At 50.5% G+C, this 18,662-nt stretch carries 18 protein-coding genes; 4 read left to right on the top strand and 14 right to left on the bottom strand.

From position 1 onward, the window contains the following. Positions 1–93: 93 nt before the first annotated feature. The 6 genes from KNV97_RS13455 to KNV97_RS13430 form a co-directional block, all read right to left on the bottom strand. Positions 94–1,431, bottom strand: a complete 1,338-nt coding sequence (locus KNV97_RS13455) for a c-type cytochrome (RefSeq protein WP_218563339.1) — start codon at positions 1,429–1,431, stop codon at positions 94–96. Between the two features lie 3 nt (positions 1,432–1,434). Then, positions 1,435–1,608 (bottom strand): GMC oxidoreductase, encoded by a 174-nt coding sequence (locus KNV97_RS13450; protein WP_218563338.1) that lies wholly within the window; start codon positions 1,606–1,608, stop codon positions 1,435–1,437. Between the two features lie 55 nt (positions 1,609–1,663). Then, a complete protein-coding gene (locus KNV97_RS13445) occupies positions 1,664–3,016 on the bottom strand; it encodes a GMC family oxidoreductase N-terminal domain-containing protein (RefSeq protein WP_218563337.1) in 1,353 nt (450 codons plus the stop codon). Then, on the bottom strand, positions 3,016–3,543 hold the full coding sequence (locus KNV97_RS13440; protein WP_218563336.1) for a sorbitol dehydrogenase family protein: 528 nt from the start codon (positions 3,541–3,543) through the stop codon (positions 3,016–3,018). Before KNV97_RS13440 ends, KNV97_RS13445 begins: the two co-directional genes overlap by 1 nt. A gap of 641 nt (positions 3,544–4,184) precedes the next feature. Next, the gene (locus KNV97_RS13435; RefSeq protein ID WP_256612982.1) at positions 4,185–4,712 is read right to left on the bottom strand and encodes a cupin domain-containing protein; all 528 of its coding nucleotides are present in this window, start codon (positions 4,710–4,712) and stop codon (positions 4,185–4,187) included. A 250-nt stretch (positions 4,713–4,962) separates the two neighbouring features. Continuing rightward, on the bottom strand, positions 4,963–5,139 hold the full coding sequence (locus KNV97_RS13430) for a DUF4223 family protein (RefSeq protein WP_136484310.1): 177 nt from the start codon (positions 5,137–5,139) through the stop codon (positions 4,963–4,965). 549 nt (positions 5,140–5,688) lie between these two features. On the opposite strand from KNV97_RS13430, the gene KNV97_RS13425 reads away from it, so the two are divergent. Further along, complete coding sequence (locus KNV97_RS13425) at positions 5,689–6,252, top strand: SOS response-associated peptidase (RefSeq protein ID WP_218563335.1); 564 nt, start codon at positions 5,689–5,691, stop codon at positions 6,250–6,252. A 68-nt stretch (positions 6,253–6,320) separates the two neighbouring features. Here the strand turns inward: KNV97_RS13425 and KNV97_RS13420 are convergent, their stop codons facing one another. The 5 genes from KNV97_RS13420 to gap all read right to left on the bottom strand — a co-directional run bounded on the left by KNV97_RS13420 (position 6,321) and on the right by gap (position 11,123). Next, positions 6,321–6,686 carry a hypothetical protein gene (locus tag KNV97_RS13420; RefSeq protein ID WP_136484308.1) on the bottom strand — a complete coding sequence of 122 codons (366 nt, stop codon included), beginning with the start codon at positions 6,684–6,686 and terminating at the stop codon, positions 6,321–6,323. Between the two features lie 168 nt (positions 6,687–6,854). After that, the gene (locus tag KNV97_RS13415) at positions 6,855–7,775 is read right to left on the bottom strand and encodes a ChaN family lipoprotein (protein WP_218563334.1); all 921 of its coding nucleotides are present in this window, start codon (positions 7,773–7,775) and stop codon (positions 6,855–6,857) included. Positions 7,776–7,949: 174 nt separating this feature from the next. Next, on the bottom strand, positions 7,950–8,774 hold the full coding sequence (gene rlmA, locus KNV97_RS13410; protein ID WP_218563333.1) for a 23S rRNA (guanine(745)-N(1))-methyltransferase: 825 nt from the start codon (positions 8,772–8,774) through the stop codon (positions 7,950–7,952). Between the two features lie 195 nt (positions 8,775–8,969). Beyond that, positions 8,970–9,854 (bottom strand): D-hexose-6-phosphate mutarotase, encoded by an 885-nt coding sequence (locus KNV97_RS13405; protein WP_218563332.1) that lies wholly within the window; start codon positions 9,852–9,854, stop codon positions 8,970–8,972. 273 nt (positions 9,855–10,127) lie between these two features. After that, a complete protein-coding gene (gap, locus tag KNV97_RS13400) occupies positions 10,128–11,123 on the bottom strand; it encodes a type I glyceraldehyde-3-phosphate dehydrogenase (RefSeq protein ID WP_136484304.1) in 996 nt (331 codons plus the stop codon). Positions 11,124–11,460: 337 nt separating this feature from the next. Between gap and msrB the strand changes: the two genes are divergently transcribed. Then, on the top strand, positions 11,461–11,868 hold the full coding sequence (msrB, locus tag KNV97_RS13395; RefSeq protein ID WP_218563331.1) for a peptide-methionine (R)-S-oxide reductase MsrB: 408 nt from the start codon (positions 11,461–11,463) through the stop codon (positions 11,866–11,868). 60 nt (positions 11,869–11,928) lie between these two features. Here msrB and KNV97_RS13390 read toward each other — a convergent pair whose 3' ends face one another. Further along, positions 11,929–12,750 carry a DUF2989 domain-containing protein gene (locus tag KNV97_RS13390; protein WP_218563330.1) on the bottom strand — a complete coding sequence of 274 codons (822 nt, stop codon included), beginning with the start codon at positions 12,748–12,750 and terminating at the stop codon, positions 11,929–11,931. A 117-nt stretch (positions 12,751–12,867) separates the two neighbouring features. On the opposite strand from KNV97_RS13390, the gene KNV97_RS13385 reads away from it, so the two are divergent. Beyond that, on the top strand, positions 12,868–13,152 hold the full coding sequence (locus KNV97_RS13385) for a YeaC family protein (protein WP_136484301.1): 285 nt from the start codon (positions 12,868–12,870) through the stop codon (positions 13,150–13,152). A 52-nt stretch (positions 13,153–13,204) separates the two neighbouring features. Here KNV97_RS13385 and ansA read toward each other — a convergent pair whose 3' ends face one another. After that, positions 13,205–14,218, bottom strand: a complete 1,014-nt coding sequence (ansA, locus tag KNV97_RS13380; RefSeq protein WP_136484300.1) for an asparaginase — start codon at positions 14,216–14,218, stop codon at positions 13,205–13,207. A gap of 152 nt (positions 14,219–14,370) precedes the next feature. After that, positions 14,371–16,221 (bottom strand): signal peptide peptidase SppA, encoded by a 1,851-nt coding sequence (sppA, locus tag KNV97_RS13375; RefSeq protein ID WP_218563329.1) that lies wholly within the window; start codon positions 16,219–16,221, stop codon positions 14,371–14,373. A 383-nt stretch (positions 16,222–16,604) separates the two neighbouring features. On the opposite strand from sppA, the gene KNV97_RS13370 reads away from it, so the two are divergent. Further along, positions 16,605–18,608 carry an NADPH-dependent 2,4-dienoyl-CoA reductase gene (locus KNV97_RS13370; RefSeq protein WP_218563436.1) on the top strand — a complete coding sequence of 668 codons (2,004 nt, stop codon included), beginning with the start codon at positions 16,605–16,607 and terminating at the stop codon, positions 18,606–18,608. The last annotated feature ends 54 nt before the right edge of the window (positions 18,609–18,662 follow it).

The raw sequence follows: 18,662 nt of genomic DNA, 5'->3' as shown, positions 1-18,662 counted from the left end.
TTGCGCGACATCATTGTTGTCAATACACGCTAACAAAAAAGGGAGCAGACACCTGCTCCCTCATCACTTACTTGCTTTTCACTGACTGAGCACTTACTCGGCAGTGGCGCGCAGTTCGGCGACATCTTGTGGCTCAACCTGAGCGTTGCCCTGACCATAAGTATCGGTCAGGAAGTTAACCAGAGTGGCGATTTGGTCATCAGACAGATGCTGGCCGAAGGCGGGCATAAACACTTCACCGTCATTGGTATCGCGTTTCACGCCGTGCAGTACGACCTGGATCAGGTTGCCGCTTTTCTCGCTACCCACCACGCTGTTGTGGTACACCGACGGGTAGTAACCATCCGGAGAGCCGCTGCCGTCCGCATCGTGACAGGTGCTGCAGTTGGCCATGTAGAGGTATTCTCCTGGCATCTCTTCACGCGTGGTTTCGATTGGCAGACCGCGTAGTTGCAGATCCTGAGCCACCGCTTCGCCCTGTGCATAACGTGATGTGCTGCCCTCAGACACGGCCGGTACTGAGCGCAGGTAAACTGCGATGGCATTGAGATCATCATCCGTCAGGAAACGGAAGCTGTTTTCCACCGCTTCAGCCATCGGACCTGCCGCCTGAGCCTTGCCTGCCACTGAACCGGTTTTCAGATACTGGACAATCTCGTCATTGCTCCAGTCACCCAGACCATTGGCGTTATCATTGCTGATATTGAATGCATGCCAGCCGGCCAGATCAGCGCCTGACAGGAAGCCGGTTTCGGTTTCATCATTGGCCGTGGTCTGCATCGCGACGCCGCGCGGAGTGTGACAGGTACCACAGTGGGTTGAACCTTGCACCAGGTAAGCGCCACGGTTCCACTCTGCTCCTTTGTCCTGCTGCGTCTGGTAAGCGCCTTGCTCGTGGAACATCCAGTTCCAGATAGCCAGTGGCCAGCGCATCGACAGCAGCGCAGGAATATCATTCGGACGGTTGGCTTGTTTGACCGGTTGCACCGAGTTCATAAAGTAATCGTACATGGCTGCGATGTCGTTGTCGGACAGCTTGGTGTACTCGGTATACGGCATGGCCGGATACAGGTGACCGCCATCTTTACGCACCCCTTCACGCAGCACGCGCTTGAAGTCGTCGAGCGAATAATTGCCAATACCGGTTTCTTTATCCGGGGTAATATTAGTCGAATACAGTGTACCGATTGGCAGTGGCATGCCCAGACCGCCGGCGAAAGGTTTGTCTTTCTCGGTGGTATGACAGGCCGTACAGTCAGACATTTTCGCCACGTATTCACCCCGGCTCATGCCTGGCGGCGTTTGCGTGGTTTGTACTTGTTGCTCCGGTGCCGGATTGTGACCGCTTGGCCCCCAGATACCAGTGACAATCAGGCCAAAGACGATGACAGCCAGTGCAATTACTGACAGGATTAACCGTTTCAGTGTCATGGCTTACACCTCCTTGTTCAGCGTGGCTGCAATACGCAGCGACAATGCGGCGATAGTCAGGGTACAGTTGACGGTGCCCACGGTTGGCATGGTGCCGGAACTGGCGATAAACAGGTTATCGTGATCGTGAGTTCGGCAGTCTTTATCCACCACACTGTCTTTCGGGTTGTCACCCATGATAACGGTGCCACAAATGTGCTGGTTGTTCGAGAAGTCGTCGCTGTACTGGATCTCAGTGCCCCCCCATCAGCTGAGCAATCTTAGTGTAAGCTTCACGGGTGTGAACCGCACTGCGTTTAACGTAGTCATCAATCGCGTAGTAGAACTCAGGTTTGGCAATGCCCATTGCGTCTTTTGAACTGCTGGCGACAATGCGGTTTTCCGGATGCGGCAGCAGTTCGTGGAAGCTGTCGAACTGGACGTATCGAGCGGCTTTATCACGGATCTCATTATCCAGCACGTTACCCAGGAGCAGACGATCCTGCGCCAGAATTTCCTGCGTCATCTGATCAGTACGAGATAGGTTCGACAGGTGAATTTTCTTACCCGCGTATTCAGAGCGGAAATCACCGTCACGCCAGCCAATGATTGAGGTCATCTCCTGCGCGCCGCGACCTGGCCATAATTTCTCGTCAGCGAAGAAGCGGATACCGGTGCCCGGGTGGTCCATCAGGTTACGGCCAACCATGTCTGAGCTGTTACCCACATCGGACATCAGCATTAGTTTGGGTGTTTCGATTCCGTTGGCGGCCAGAACGAAGTATTTTCCTTCGACTTTGACCGATTCACCGTCCGGGGTCTTGTAATGCACGGCAACAATACGGTTGTCGGCACCTTTTTCAATCTTGTACACCACCGCTTTATCGATCAGCTTGGCACCGGCGGCTTCGGCTTTCTCAACGTGGGTAATGCCGTTGTACATCGCACCAATCGGACAGATCGGCATACAGTTGTTGTTACCGCAGCACGTCGGGCGGTTGTCGTACGGGCGACTGTTACGCGCGACCGGCTCAGTGACGACATAAAATCCATTGTCATTGAGACGATCTTTAATCACTTTTTCGTTGTAAGAAATTGGCAGCGGGGCCATCGGATACGGCTTGGAGCGCGGTGACCCCAGTTCTTCATCCGCTGGCCCCCAAACGCCAAGCTCTTCTTCGGCGCGCTGATACCATAGTTCAAGGTCTTTGTATTCCAGTGGCCAGTCACGACCAACACCGTAAATCGATTTCAGTTTGAAGTCGGACGGGATAAAACGCCATGCCGAACCGGCCCAGTGCCAGGTCGTACCGCCGACCGCACGAATATACTGCGCGTCATAGGCCTGCTCGCCCTTTTGTACCAGATAGCCGTTGTCCGGATTAAATTCCGGATGAGGCGCATAGGGCGTTGACGGGTACGGCGCCATGAAGTCCATTTTGTTCGGCTGGTTACGGAAACGTTCGACAATTTCGCCACGCGAGTAACGCGGACCGGCTTCGAGAATGATGACGGATTTACCGGCCAGCGCCAGTTGGTGCGCGACCAGTCCGCCCGCAACGCCTGAACCTACAACGACGACATCTGCTTGTTGGGTGGTGGTCATTATGCTTTCCTCTCGATTGGTTTAGCGGCCCAGAATCCGGGCTTGTTAGGGCAGTAAGAACGGATCTCCAGGACATCATCGACGGCATTAAATTGCAGCGCGTGGCGGTACGTGATGACCTGAGCATCAAGTCCGGCACCGACAATACCGGTATACCAGGCTGAAATGATGGACTTGGCGGTTTGCTGCGCCGAAGGCGACAGCGTAGTCGCCAGCAAGCGAGTCTCGATTTGCGCCATCTCTTTAACCAATAATTTCAGATGGGCTTCAAAATCTGGGTTACGCGCCTGCAGTGCCTGAAAGAAACGTTCAGAGAGGATGGGAGACAGGTTCTGATGCTGAGTCAGTCGTTCTGACACAAGAGTGAACAAAGCAATAGGATCGGCGGAGGCCGATTCCTGAGCCAGTACGCTCAGAGGCAGCGGAGCAACAAGCGAAAGCAAGCCGATTGACGCCACCCCTTTGAGTATGTTCCTGCGTGACATCTGTTGAGCCGATGTCTCCAGGTGGGGAGATTTTTTATTCATAGCTTCCATTGATTCCTAACATTTAAATGTTTTTTAGAATAATAATGATGAAGTGCTGAACTATTTTGCCGATGAAACTATAACTTGTGAGAATAGTTCGCAGTGCGACAATAATGAGTGTAGCAGAGTCTTTTTTATGTGTTGGCCAATATGCACTGGCAGCACGGAGCGGATCACCGTGTTTAAACAGGGTAACCGACTATTTTAACCGCATTAAGAGCAGATCAATAACGTAGGGTTATGAGAGGTTTTTTTATATTTATATGGACGATTATTTGATTAATCGTCTTATTTTTGCGGCGCATTTCATTATTAATGCGCGGCGCAAGTCTACTCCTCTGGATCTGTCAATCAAATTGGACCACTGAAACATAAGTCGCGAAGTGACGTTTATGGTTGAGGAAATGGATAATAAACCATACTAATACTATTGATTTAATACCAAAGGACAGGCCTTAGCGAGCGGTAACACTCACACCGAATAATGGCGTCAATATTGAGTAGCGAATTCAATATTGGCAAATTCACCCTGTTTGACATAAAAGGTGACACCATCCGGGCCTGACATCAAATCTATAACATGGCCAGCCGGCAATCTGATCCAACTGCCGGCCCCGTAAATCTGCTCATAGCTGCGTACATCACCTGCCAATATTAACCATTCTGAAGGCGTGGCCTGCGCAGCCAGGAATTGGCTGTTGCGCGTTCAGTTTTTGCAGGCTGACGCGTTCCAAGCCATTGTCATAAAGTGGGCAGATCTGGCGCCCGTCATCGGCCTGACACCAGTTTTGTGCATCAAGGGTATTGATACGTACCGTCTCAGTGTCTGCGGCACCCATTTGCCATAGTTTTACAAAGATGGTTGCCCCTGATTTGCTATGCGGACTGTGCGCGGTACCGGGTGGGTTTCTCAGGTACCACCCCGCCGGATAATCTCCGCTCTGATCAGAAAAGGTACCGCTCAGAACCAGAATTTCTTCTCCGCCGGGATGGGCATGTTGCGGAAAGACAGATTCCGGTGCGTATTTTACTATGCTGGTGGCGCGGGCTTTTTCCGCTCCGATTCTGTCCAGCATCATGCGCTCGACGCCGGATTGGGTCGACAATACCCATTGATATTGTTGGGGGGTGATGAATACAGGCAGAGCAAAGTCGGCGTTGATGTGCATGATTTTTATCCTGAGTAGACCTGTCCGGCGCCAATCAAGCGGATAGTCAGGCTGGTTGAAGGGTCAGAGAGGTAAAATATAAGAGTGGTGTGATGGGATCAAGTGTACCTTGGCTGTGGTCACGCGCGGGAGCGAGGATCAAAGCGTGGAAAGCGGAGGCGCTGGTCGGGCATATTGAGTGGGCAAGGAGCAGTAAACAGAAAAACCCGCCTTGAGAGCGGGTTTTTGCAAAATCAGCATGTAGTGACAGTTATTTATTAACTGAGTCACAAGCTCCGATTACTGAAGGGATAGAAATCGCAGGGTGGATTAGGTAATCTTCTGAGCAGTTTTTCTCTTTGTTGTAAGTGGTACCAGTACAACCAGCAAGAATAGCCAACGCAGCACCAACCAACGTTAATTTTGCAACTTTAGAAAAAGATTTCATTATAATACTCCTTGGTTTGTTGAAGTGCGCAAATTAGATTACATGAATAATAATGTCCATGTCTTAATTTAGTTTTATTATATAATCGTTACATTACTTCCGGATAATGAATATTTTAATTATTGATTAATCATTTATGCAGTGGATTTACGAAGTAATGTAATCATTTCATGACTTATTACTGATAATGTTAATAATACATCTGTTGTCTATAACCAATATATTTACCATTTACAGTACGGTAAATTAAGCTGTTTTGTTTAATTTTTGGGCTTGTTTTTATTGTTGTTAATTAGTTATTTGGTTTTCAAGGTGTGTATATTTAATTAAGGTATTTCTTAATTAGTGTCTGTTGTTCTTATTGGTTTGCGTGCATTTTTCTGGCCTTTTTACCGTACGGAAATAAATTTTCCGTTAGGGGGGATGAGTTTTTCCGTTATTTTAAAATAGTGCTAGTGGGCATGAATTGCCCAGGCTGTTATTTCACGACCTCATTCTTTGCACTATTTTCTTCTACACTTACTATTGGCATCATAAAGAGACAAACATATGTGTGGCCGATTGAATGTTATCGATGATCCGCTCAACCGACTGGTTAGTGAGATGTTCGGCATCCGTTTTACCGCCAGAACAAATCATGATTTGCGACCGACGCAAACCGTAGCGACGGTGGCTGTAAGTCATGGCGAAGTCGGTCAACTTGACTTGATCTGGGGTACTCAGCCTTACTGGGCCAAATCGCTGATTATGAATGCTCAGGCTGAAACGGTGGCGGTGAAAGCAACGTTTGCCGCAGCATTTGAACAGCACCGGGTGGTTGTACCTTGCTCGGGGTGGTATGAATGGCGTGAAGAACAGGGCAAAAAACACAAGTTTCACTTTGCTTCCAGACACGATGATGTGCTCTACATGGCGGGTATTGTGCTGGAGAATGGCCAACGTTTGGTGACCTTAACAACGTCAGCGAATCCGGAGTGTCGTGATTATCACGCACGGATGCCGCTGCTGATTCAACCGCAAGCGGCGATGACCTGGATCGCGGGGCATCCTGAGCAGTTTTTTGCGCTGTTGACTGAAGTGTATGCTCAGCCACTGGCGATTAGGGCGGAGTAAATGATGGAGTCAGTTCTTCATACTCCCGCCCGTTACGCCAATCACGAGTTATGCGAGTCAATTTCTCTTTATGCCAGTAAAAGAAGCAAGCTGCCAACTGTGGCCGCTGCAGAAAGATATTTCCCTGCCGAGTAGGACGAATCATCATCTTTCTTCACATCGTCGGGACGGTCCATGCCCAGAGCCCCGTAAGTGAAAGACTCGACTTTGTCGCCAAGCGATTTGTCTTTGATGTCCGGCTTTTCACCCTGTTCGATATCTTTCAGAGCAGCCAGCAAGGCTTTACCTTCATCAGACAAAGTCACTTTATTTTGTTCTACCTTGAGCGGTGCGGCTGACTGGTTTTCAGCCTTGGTTTCGGTGTTTACCGGAGCCTGAGATTTCACCGTCTGAGTAGTGTGCAGCTGCGCTGCGCCTACACCTACTGGATTCATACATCTCTCCTTAATCTTGCTACAGTCATAATATCGACAGGGCGAGGAAAAACTTTTGCACTTTTTTCTCAGATTGTCGCAGGGGTCATGATGACTTCAATAAGCAAAGAATGTGCCTTAACCACGAGAGAGACACGCCAGAGGCCGTGACTTTATCTAAGGTGAGCCTTAAGGTTTGCACTGCAGATCATCGTTACGTTGGGCTAAGGCTTGAAATGCCTGGCGTTGATGCTCTGGCTGGATATAGCGTACGGGTGGCGCTAACACCTGCAGCTGATAGTCGCTGTGGTCGGCTGTTATCTCGCTCACCGGGGTGATAATGAGGATATGGATATCCGGCAGGCGGCGCTTTAGTGCCGCGGCAATACCTAGCCCCTGTTGAGTGTGAAACAGTCCGGCAATATGCATGACCTGATGTCCGGGATGGGTAAGCAGATAATCGCTGATACTCTCTGCCATGGTTTCATCCCAGGTGATTTGCGCGGCAAACTGACGTTCGTTTTGTTGCTCTGTACCATGGTGCATCGAGGCCATAAAGCGCTGTTTATAAGGTGAATCAGAGCTATCTGCCTCGCGAGCGATCCAGGTTCTCTGCTTGCTGTCCAGACGATCAACGTATTCGGGGCCTTGCCGCCCGATACAGCGTACAATATCTTGCGGCGCATTGGCGGCGATGACCGGAGCCTGATATTGTTTGGCCAGCTCGACCAGAGGACGATAGTCACTTTGGTAATTCGGCCAGGCTTTCGTTTGTTTGATGAGGTATTGTTCGCCGATGTCACCACGCAGATACTGATTAAGGGTCGGTTGAGCGGAGCGATCAAATTGTTCCATCGACAGAGCAACCGGTCGTTTTTGTTGCAGCAGATGATATAACAAATCCGTCTGGAAACGATGGATGCCGGGGTGGGTGTGCCATTCGCCGACCAGTATCACGTCGGCGGCTGCCAAGGTTGCGGGAAGTGGCGTCAGGGTGAGAGGCTTGCCGTGCGGCGTGGCCAGTTGGTAATCATAAAAATGCTGGACAGGCCGGGTCGAGGTACAGCCCAGCAATATCATACTGCTCAACCAGTAAATAATAGCGCGCATCGCAAACTCTCCGTTTAGGTTCACTGCATGGTGAGTGAGTCGGCAAGGAATTGCAAACGCACCATGTGAAGCTGAGATGGAGAGCATGTCCTGCGCTGCTACTGCTGAAGTCAAGGTGCCATGTTTCCAGAGTCAATGAATAGTACTGCCGGAGCACGGGCCCAGTGCGGTGAATTAGTAATTTGTTTTCCGGTAGACGCGAATCATAAAGTCGGCTTCACACTCGAACTGCGTCGCTGATTTCACTTCTGCTTTGAATGCTTCACTGGCGCGCCAGGCAAACGGTGTCATTTGCAGCAGATCAAAGGCCTGCTCGCCATTAAGCGTCATCGGATAATTAAGCTTTTGCTGGGTTTCCAGCACAAAGCCATCGATCTGCTCCGGCTCTTCTTCATGCAGGCGCACGTCCTGATAGATGCCTTGCTTAAACTGGTACAGGTGGCGGCCTGCCGGGGTTACGGTGATGACTACGCCGTTGTCTTTTACGCAGCGTTGCAGCTCTTCAGCTTTGCAAGGGGCGTAAATACGCACAATTGCGTCCAGAGACTGGTCTGCAAACGGCAGTCGGTGACTGGAGGCAACCACGAACTGGCAGTTGTGATAGCGCTTGGCTGCGTAACGAATCGCTATTTTAGAGATATCCAGGCCGTGTACTTGGGCTTGCGATGACTGGGCAAGCAGTGCCTCGGCCACAAATGTTGTGTAGTAACCTTCGCCGCAACCGATGTCGAGCAGTTGGTGTTCGCTGCCTTGCAGAGCTTCGGCGCATAAACGCGCGACTTCCGCACGCATCGGATGGTAATGTCCGGCTTCGAGAAAACGGCGTCTTGCCTGCATCATCTCCTTGTTGTCACCCGGATCTTTGGAACGCTTGTGCTGAACCGGCATGAGGTTGACATAGCCCTCTTTCGCCATATCGAACTGATGGCGGTTATCACAGGTGTAAGTACGGTCGGTTAGCTGCAAAGAGTGCTGACAAAGGGGACACTGATAAGACATGGTCATCTCGGCTGAAAAATTAAAGCGCTCATTCTATACCAATTCAGGCCGGAATGATTGGGATAATTCAATCGGGAATGACCACAAAATCAGCCGATAAAAAGGACAGCGTGTGCTGTCCTCTTGCCTTTTTTAACCGGCGTCAACTGAGAACCCGTCCTGTGAAACAGACAATCGGGTCTGTGAAACGGACAATCAGCGTACTGAAATTGTGGTCGTCAGAGTATGACTTTCGCCAGGCTGCAGAGTCTGGCCTGCGGACAGACAAGGCGAGTGCAGGGCAGATTCGACACACAACATGGTTTGGTAGCCATCATCCGTCATATCGGCCATGGCAGCAGCACCTTGTGCCCACGGGTTCCACAAAACCGCAGAGTTGTGGCCGCTGTTTTCCACCACTAAAGAGCGACCCAGCAGCGGATCCTGCACTTCGATCTGCGCAACCGGTTGAGTATAAACGCGGTCAATGGTATCGGTCAGAACCAGAGTCTCCCCGCCCTGACATACCTTGGCGTCTTGCAGGCTGTCGATATATTCGCTGCCCATTCCGGTGGTTTTTACCTGACGCACATCGCCGACATTCAGGTAGGTGTGCAGAGCGCCTGAGAACGTCCAGGCCTTTTCGTCCTGGTTGGTCACTTTCAGGCTGACCTTGAGTTGCTCTGTGACTTCGACTTCAAGGCGCAAATCAAATTGGTACGGCCAGATAGCCTGAGTGGTATCGCTGTCACTCAAGCCGAGGACAAGGATGACGCCATACTCATTTTCACGATGTTCGAGCAACTGCCATTCACTGGTACGGGCAAAGCCGTGGGCTGGCGCTGCCAGACGGCCAAACCATGGCCAGCACACCGGAATCCCGCCTCGTAATGCAGCCTTGCCATCAAACAGAGCAGCATCACTCATCCAAATCAGGTCATCTTGACCCGCAGGTTGGAAAGAGACTACGTGACCGCCGTGCAGCGCAATCGCCGCAGACGCTTTATCGTGGATGATACGCACCATTTTTACCTGGTCATGTTCGACAATGGTCACGCAATCGGAAAGGACGGTAAGGGCAGGCAGAGAGTGTAAATCCATAAGTAACGCTCCTGATTTTGGCGAACTGTAATGTCACAGGCTCGCAAGGTCATTGGCTGCGCACGGTGCACAACGGCTCATCGCTCAGTGTATCAATTGGTATAACTCAGCGTACTAATTGATGTAAATTAGTGTTTTGATTGATATAGATTAGCGTATCAATCACGGAATCTGTTGCTATCCCGACAAAAATCAGAGACAAAAAAGGCGACTCGAGAGCCGCCTTTCTTCACGTCTTATCTTTCAAAGACAAGCTTATCGCTAATGCTTACATTACTTAGAGATGTGAGCGATCAGGTCAAGAACTTTGTTTGAGTAACCGATTTCGTTGTCGTACCAAGATACAACTTTAACGAATTTATCAGTCAGTGCGATACCAGCTTTAGCATCGAATACTGAAGTGCAAGTTTCGCCGATGAAGTCTTGAGAAACAACTTGGTCTTCAGTGTAACCAAGAACGCCTTTCAGTTCGCCTTCAGAAGCTTCTTTCATCGCTTTACAGATGTCTTCGTAAGAAGCACCGTTAACCAGGTTAACAGTCAGGTCAACTACAGAAACGTTAGCAGTTGGTACGCGGAAAGCCATACCAGTCAGTTTGCCGTTTACTTCTGGAAGTACAACGCCTACTGCTTTAGCCGCGCCAGTTGAAGATGGGATGATGTTCTGAGAAGCACCACGACCACCGCGCCAGTCTTTCGCAGAAGGACCGTCAACAGTTTTCTGAGTTGCAGTAGTTGCGTGAACAGTAGTCATCAGACCTGATTCGATACCGAACTTGTCGTTCAGTACTTTAGCGATAGGTGCAAGACAGTTAGTAGTACAAGAAGCGTTAGAAACGATGTCTTGACCCGCGTAAGTGTCGAAGTTTACGCCGTTAACGAACATTGGAGTTGCGTCTTTAGAAGGGCCAGTCAGAACAACTTTCTTCGCACCAGCAGTGATGTGCTTACGTGCAGTCTCGTCAGTCAGGAAAAGACCCGTTGCTTCAGCAACAACGTCAACACCGATTTCGTCCCACTTAAGGTCTTCTGGGTTGCGTTCTGCAGTTACACGTACAGTTTTGCCGTTTACGATCAGGTTACCACCTTCAACTTCAACAGTACCGTTGAAACGGCCGTGAGTTGAGTCGTACTTCAGCATGTATGCCATGTAATCTACGTCGATCAGGTCGTTGATACCTACCACTTCGATGTCATTACGTTCTTGTGCTGCACGGAAAACGAAACGGCCAATACGGCCAAAACCGTTAATACCTACTTTGATAGTCATTATAGTTGCTCCACAACTTAATTTCTGATTAAAGATAACTGGTAGTAAAATTACAAAATCCAGTAAACATCTGCAACAGATAATCCGACTTAACTTGTTTAAAGTCAAAAAAAAGCACCGCTTTTTTTAACATTAGGTTGCAAATGACTATTTTTTACACTGGACTCTGCGAGTCCTCTACCAAATTGATGTAAAATCCCTAAATTATCGTTGGTCGCTTACCAATAGAAAGCGCGCCATGTTATGGTGAGAAAGTATGTGCCACAAAGCGCGCCACGCGCAAGTTTTTATCTAAAAAAAGCACATAACTAGGTAGTGTATAAGGAAGAAAAATAACGTGAATCCAACAGTTGAAACCGTCGAGAAGCCTGATGAATACTGGCGTGAGCGCCTGAACGAGGAGCAGTATTACGTATGTCGAATGCAGGGAACCGAGCCGCCATTCAGCGGTAAGTTACTGCACAATAAGGACACCGGTCTGTATAACTGTACCTGCTGTGAAGCCGCACTGTTTCACTCAGAGAACAAATACGATTCTGGCTGTGGCTGGCCGAGTTTTGATGCGCCTGCGCATGACGGTGCTATCCGATATTTAGATGATAATAGTCACGGAATGAGCAGAACTGAGATTCGTTGTGCAGCCTGTGACAGCCATTTGGGGCATGTTTTCCCCGATGGACCGAAGACGACCGGGGAGCGTTACTGTGTTAACTCAGTGTCGTTAATTTTCAACAAAAGTAACTAACCGACGCCATTCTGCGCAATGAGATGTTAAAAGGTTACATTATTCCAATGAGTTAGGAATTTATTCTAATGAATTAGGAACCATATGGCTGGAGAACTGGCCGGCTTTAATTGCACTGACAACTTCAGCCGCGACATTCTCCAGCCGTTCAAACTTCTCGTCATCAAATCCATACAACAAGTCCAGCTCTGCTTTCGAAGCCAGAGGGACGCCATACTCTTTACCCACCATGGCCCACACATAAGCGTGCTCTTTGTCGTTCAGTACCTGATAGGTACTGGCCAAAGATTTAAAGATCTCGGTATTCACTGCTTGTCCCTGGCTGAGTTCCAGAGCGCGGTTAAGTAGTTGGATAGTTTTCTCGCGATCCCGGCTGGTGTAGAAGGTGGCTAGAGCGTACTGCATTTCTGCGGTATCCAGTTCAGGCTTACCTTCCATCTGCAAAAACTCGCGTCGCGCCTGATTATCGCCGATCTGGCTCCAGAGAAAATAGAGGGATTGCGGAGTACGCATCTGGTGCAGTTCATCCACCAGACGTTGTTGTTCATCGCCACTGTGCATCAGGGCGGAAAAGCGTTTTTGTTTCAGTTCGGTTTGGTCGATAGGCAGAATCTGCGCGGCCAGTTCGAGGCATTTACGGTATTCACTGACCAGCTGGTACTCGTGAATTTTATTGTCGACGCTGGGTTTTTTCAGTACTTCAAAACGCTGCCAAATCAGATCCGTGCGCGGGACACGGCACTGGCCGTCATCGATATTAAGCAGTTCGCAGCGCAGCCCCGGATTGTCCGCACACAGTTTGTCGGTGTTGTTGCGGTTTTCAAAACAACCGCTCAGGATCAGGGGCAAAGACAAGATAACTAGAGTTTTGACGTTGTTCATAATTATGGCTTGTGATCCGATACACTTATTTATTTAGCTAATCTTGACTGAATACGCCAGGTCGTTACTGTGACCCAAGCACGTAATTTATCACACAGTAGTAAGTAGGAAATCATCATGGATGCTAATCAATTAATCGATGCCATCACTCCCGAAGCGTATGAACGCCTGGTATTCGCCGTGGAAACGGGTAAGTGGCCTGAGGGTACACTACTTTCTCCGGAGCAGCGAGATTACTGTATGCAAGCTGTGATGTTGTATCAATCTAAGCACAATAAAGATGCGGATCACATGAGTATCAGTGCCGGTGGCGAGATGATGTTTAAGTCAAAGGCAGAGTTGAAAAAGCGTTTTCAACAGGGGCAGGAAGATATCGTTCGGGTTAATCCCAACCAAGAGTAGTAGGGTTTAGGCCCTAGGATCTAGGGCCTGGCTTGGAACACCGTCGTTCGAATTACAAGCTCATCTCACCGCGCAGCACCTGCTGCATCTGGTTTTTCACTTCCTCGTAAGAAAGATTCTGGCTGAGCAGGTAGTGCAGTTTCGCCAGCGCCGCTTCCGGCGTCATATCAAAACCGCTGATGACTCCCGCATCGGCCAGAGCACAACCGGTGGCGTAGCCGCCCATATTGACTTTACCGGCCAGACACTGAGTCAGGTTCACCACGATCACGCCGCGTTCAGACGCATCATGCAACTGAGCCAGCAGTTCTTTGTTCTGCGGTGCGTTACCGACACCAAAGGTCAGCAGGATCATCGCATTAACCGGCTGCAGCAGAGTGTTACGAATCACTTCATGGGAGATACCCGGGTACATGGTAATCACACCGACTGGCTGTGGCGTAATGTTCTGCACGCGGAATGCACCTTCAGGTTTGACGTCCAGTTTGACGTTGTTGCTGACCTGAATATTGATACCGGCTTCCAGCAGAGGCGGCAGGTTCGGTGATGTGAAGGCGTTGAAACCGTCAGCATGGGATTTGGTACTGCGGTTACCGCGCATCAACTGGTTGTTGAAAAACAGGGTCACTTCGTTGATCGGGTAGTTGGCCGCGATGTGCAGTGCATTGAGCAGGTTGGCCTGACCGTCTGAGCGTAGTTCTGCCAGCGGGATTTGTGAGCCTGTGACGATGACAGGTTTACCCAGATTTTCCAGCATAAATGACAGTGCCGAGGCGGTATAGGCCATGGTGTCAGTACCATGCAGGATCACGAAGCCATCATATTTTTCGTAGTTTTCACGGATGTCATCGGCAATTTTCTGCCAGTCCTGCGGGGTCATATCTGACGAGTCGATCAGCGGATCGTATTCATGCACGGTGAATTCCGGCATTTCCGGACGATGGAATTCCGGCATGGCAGCCAGCTGCTTTTCCATAAAACCAGCAACAGGAACGTAGCCATGGTCGGATTTCTTCATACCGATTGTACCGCCGGTGTAAGCGATATAGATATGTTTTCTTGTCATGGGGGAAACCACTTATTGTAGGGAACAGAGCGCGGATTATAGCGAAATCTTAGCCAATAAAAAGGGGCGTTTCTAACAAAGCACCCCCAGTTTAACGAGTGGTAAGATCAGTGTTACGTACGGTATCTGATGTTATTTTTCGTCAATTGTTACTACTGTACCTGGCAGGGTAGGCAGAACGCGTAATAACCTTTCGGGTCATTGAAACTGCTCATCAGACTGGCATCGGCAGTTAGCTGCTTCGCTGCCGGTTGCAGCGCTTCTGGTAACATAGTGGCGAAATCCATTCCCAGGCTGGTCCGCACCTGAGCAAACAGGTCCTGCACAAACTGCTGCGCCGGGCTGAGCGGTTCTTCGACCCAATACAGGTTGTAGTTGTCGAGATTAGCCAGTTGCGCTGCCAGTTTTACTGCGTCATCAAAATCACCCAGTTTATCGACCAGGCCATATTTTTGTGCGTCCTGAGCAGTCCAAACCCGGCCCTGAGCAACTTTATCAACAGCATCCACTGACATGTCACGGTTCTCTGCCACCAGAGAAATAAAGCGTTGGTAGCCGTTTTCAATGCCCATTTGCAGTGCTTGTTTAATGCCGTCATTGAGACCCGTCGTGATGCCGACGCCGGAGAACGGCGAGGTGCCCACACCATCCGTGTAGATGCCAAGCTTGTTGAGCCCTTTCTCAAAGGTCGTGATGACACTGAAAATACCAATTGAACCGGTGAGTGTGGTTGGCTGAGCCACAATCTGGTCACCGCCCATAGAGATCCAGTAACCGCCGGAAGCGGCCAGGCTCGACATCGAAATGACCACAGGCTTGCCGGCTGCTTTAATGGCATCGATTTCGTTACGAATCACTTCCGAAGCAAATGCACTGCCGCCCGGGCTGTCGACACGCAGCACGACTGCTTTCACTTTGTCATCGATACGCGCTTCTCGCAGTAGTGAGGCCAGAGTATCGCCGCCGACTGTGCCGCGTGGCTGATCACCATCCATAATAGTGCCGCTGGCCACGACCACTGCGATATCGTCCGCATTCATGTCAAATTTAGGTTTGACTGATGAACGGTACTCGTAGTAGCTGACCGCATTGTAGCTGTCTTCACCGTCACTGCCGAAGGCATCGACCAGTTGTGCGCGCACTTGCTGGCGCGTGGCCAGTTCGTCGACCAGGCCGGCTTTTAGTGACAGATCGGCCAGATTACCGGAGGACTGTTTTAGCAGCGCCAGAAATTCATCCATGCTCGGGGTCAGGGTCTTCGCATCAATCTGGCGATTGGTCGCCACATCGTCCACATAGGCTCCCCACAACTGGCTTAGCCAGCGTGACGCCGATTCTCGCGCGGCATCGGACATGTCGTCACGAATAAAAGGCTCGATAGCGGATTTATAGGTGCCGACACGGAAAACGTGAGTGTTAACGTCGAGATTTTCCAGCAGAGTCTTGTAGTACATGTTGTAGGCGCTGTAGCCACGCAGCATCACGGCGCCGTCGGGAGCCAGGAACACTTTGTCGGCATAGCTCGCCAGGTAGTACTGGCTCTGGTTGTACATATCGCCAACCGCGTACACCGGCTTACCGGATGCTTTGAATTCGTTGATCGCTTTGGCGATATAACGCAACTTGGTCAGATTGGTTTCCGGCAGGTCGCGCAGCGCCAGTACCAGCCCGCTGATGTGACTGTCATCTTTGGCCTGACGCAGGGTATCGACGATGTCAAACAAGACGTTCTCTTTCGGCAGATCATCACCCAGCACAGAACCGGCAAACGAGTCGAGTGGATTGATGTAAGTACTCTGCTCAACGACGGGGCCGGACAGGTTCAGAACCAAAGCCGAGGCTTGTCTGACGGTCGGCGCTGGTGAATCAGCATGAATGTAAATGAAATAGATAACTGCCAGGCTGAGGAGAAAAAGCAGATTGGTCAGAGCCAGTCTGACAAAGGTGATTAATTTCCAAATACCTTTGAAAATCAGGCCTATAAATCGAAATGTTTGTTTCATCTTGTCTCCAACGCAACAAGTAAATGGCTTGCTGAGGATGATACGCGGGTAATTCCGGGATAAGACAACCAAGTGAACTACCGCTTAAAGTGAACAAGCGGTTAAGCGGCAGTGCGCATCCACAGCATTATGGCGCACAGTGTAACGTCCAGCCCCGCCGGAGGGGCAGTCTCACACAGAATTGATCTCAGCAAAGGAGAGACGGCTTGGTTCGCCTTTAAGACCAGTCACTTGGGTATCCTCGTCATCCTACGTTATTCATTATACTCAAACAACCGCAAGATTGATCGTGGTTACAGAAATGTAAACGCCTGTTTGATTTTTGGTAAATGACTGCATATTCTGGTCAGACCATTAAAGATAACGATAAAAGTGACGCTGCCATGTACCCAAATCTGCTTCAGCCTTTAGATCTTGGATTTACTCAGTTGCGCAACCGGGTCCTGATGGGCTCAATGCACACTGGCCTTGAAGAGCACAAGGAAGGTCTGCAAAAGCTCGCTGCTTTTTACGCCGAACGCGCCAAAGGTGGCGTCGGACTGATTGTGACCGGCGGATTCTCTCCGAACTTGCGTGGTCGTCTGCACCCTTTCAGTGCTCAGTTCAGTAGTGCCAAACATGCAAAAGCGCATCAGGTGGTGACCGAAGCGGTGCACCATCACGGCGGAAAAATTGCCCTGCAGCTTTTGCATGCCGGCCGTTATGCGATGCATCCATTTTCTCTCAGCGCCTCCGCTATCAAAGCGCCGATTGCCCGTTTTGCGCCGGGAGAAATGAGCGAGCGCCAGATCTGGTCCACCATCGATGACTTTGCCAACAGTGCGCTGCTGGCCCGGCAAGCGGGTTATGACGGGGTCGAGGTGATGGGATCGGAAGGGTATCTGCTCAACCAGTTTATTTGTAAGCGTACCAACGTGCGTTATGACGCCTGGGGCGGCAGTTATGAGAACCGAATTCGCTTCCCGCTTGAAGTTGTACGGGCCATTCGTGCGACAGTCGGTGAAGAGTTTATTATTATTTTCCGCCTCTCGATGCTTGATTTGGTAGAAGAAGGCAGCACCTTTGAAGAAGTCGTTCAACTGGCCAAAGCGCTTGAGGAGGCTGGTGTCACCCTGATTAATACCGGTATCGGCTGGCATGAAGCACGCATTCCTACCATTGCAACTCAGGTGCCACGTGCTGCCTTCAGTTGGGTGACCGAAAAAATCAAACCGCATCTCAAGGTGCCGGTGATTACCTGTAACCGCATTAATACCCCGGGTCAGGCCGAGCAGATTCTTGCCAGCGGGCAGGCCGATATGGTCTCGATGGCTCGTCCATTCTTGGCCGATCCCTATTTTGTCGCGAAAGCAGAGCAAGGTCAGGCTAATCTGATTAACACCTGTATCGGGTGTAATCAGGCGTGTCTGGATAATGTTTTCCAGGCTAAGCGCGCCAGTTGCATGGTCAATCCGCAGGCCTGCTATGAGACCGAGCTGACGGTCACTCCGGCGGCTGTGAAGAAAAACATCGCCGTGATCGGCGCAGGGCCAGCCGGACTTGCCAGCGCGACCATGCTGGCGGAACGTGGCCATCAGGTGGATTTGTTTGAGCGCAATGACCGGATAGGAGGTCAGTTTCGCCTCGCCATGCAGATCCCGGGTAAAGAAGAGTTCCGGGAGACCATTCGCTATTTTGCTAACCGGATTGAACAGACCGGCGTGCGTTTGCACCTCGATACCGAAGTGACTTATTCGATGTTGGATGAATACGATGAGGTCGTGATGGCGTCCGGGGTTACGCCGCGTAAAGTGACGATTGAAGGCATTGATGATCCGGATAAGGTAGTGGATTACCAGACCCTAATCCGTGACAAAACTCCGGTCGGAGACAAGGTCGCCATTGTCGGCGCTGGTGGTATTGGGGTGGATGTAGCAACCATGATTACTGAGCCTGCGGCTTATAAACTCGACGACTGGCTGCACGAATGGGGCATTGATACCGACATTGCCTATCCGGGCGGGTTGTACCCGTATCCGGAGATGCTGAGTGATAAACAAGTGTGGCTGCTGCAGCGGCGCAAAGGCCGGGTTGGCAAAGGGCCGGGTAAAACTACAGGCTGGATCCATAAACGCACTCTGGAAAAACGCGGCGTGCATCTGATGGGCGGAGTCAGTTATGAAAGTATCGATAACCAGGGACTGCATATTTCGTTAAATGGTAATCCACAGCTGCTGGAAGTGGACAAAGTGGTAATTTGTGCCGGTCAGGAGTCGGTACGTCCGTTTGAGGACAAGTGGCAACAGCTGGGCGATAAGCTGCATGTTATCGGTGGAGCGGATGTGGCCGGTGAGCTGGATGCTGTGCGCGCCATCCGTCAGGGAGTCACGCTAGCGCTGACGCTTTGACAGGCGTTGTCTGTATCCATTACTGATGAGGGCGCCTTTTGGCGCCCTCTGTTG

Source organism: Vibrio ostreae (genome assembly GCF_019226825.1).
GTDB lineage: Bacteria > Pseudomonadota > Gammaproteobacteria > Enterobacterales > Vibrionaceae > Vibrio > Vibrio ostreae.
This window is presented reverse-complemented; position numbering and strand designations above follow the sequence as displayed.